At 48.8% G+C, this 381-nt stretch carries 1 pseudogene; it reads left to right on the forward strand.

Going from position 1 to position 381, the window contains the following annotated elements:
- Positions 1-381: pseudogene (locus DWW13_RS19595) on the forward strand (YtxH domain-containing protein); the annotation flags it as partial.

Below are 381 nucleotides of genomic sequence, written 5' to 3' on the forward strand. Positions count from 1 at the left end.
GTAAGAAAAATATCGCTGACAAACGTATGGAGCTTCAAAAGGCACAAGAAGCAAGGCAGGTACAGCGAAAGGCTGACGGATCAGCGACAACGGGAGCTACCCGTCCCCATGAGCGACCAGTCACAGCTTCAACCATTCCAAAGCCGAGTGTTGAAAAAATGCAGGAAGTCAAACGCCCAGCCACAGCTCCAACTCCGAAAGCAAGTGAGCCAGTCAAGACAAATGTTATCAAAGAGCGTCCGTTATCTTCTGGTGCTTCTGATAAGAAAGCACCCCAGCCTACACAGACAGTACATAGGCAGAATGTAGAAAAAGTGGTATCGCAGGAAACACGCCAGAATGACACCAAAGACCGCAGAATAAAGGTTCAGCAGACGCAGA

Source organism: Blautia sp. AF14-40, assembly GCF_003479665.1.
GTDB lineage: Bacteria > Bacillota > Clostridia > Lachnospirales > Lachnospiraceae > Fusicatenibacter > Fusicatenibacter saccharivorans.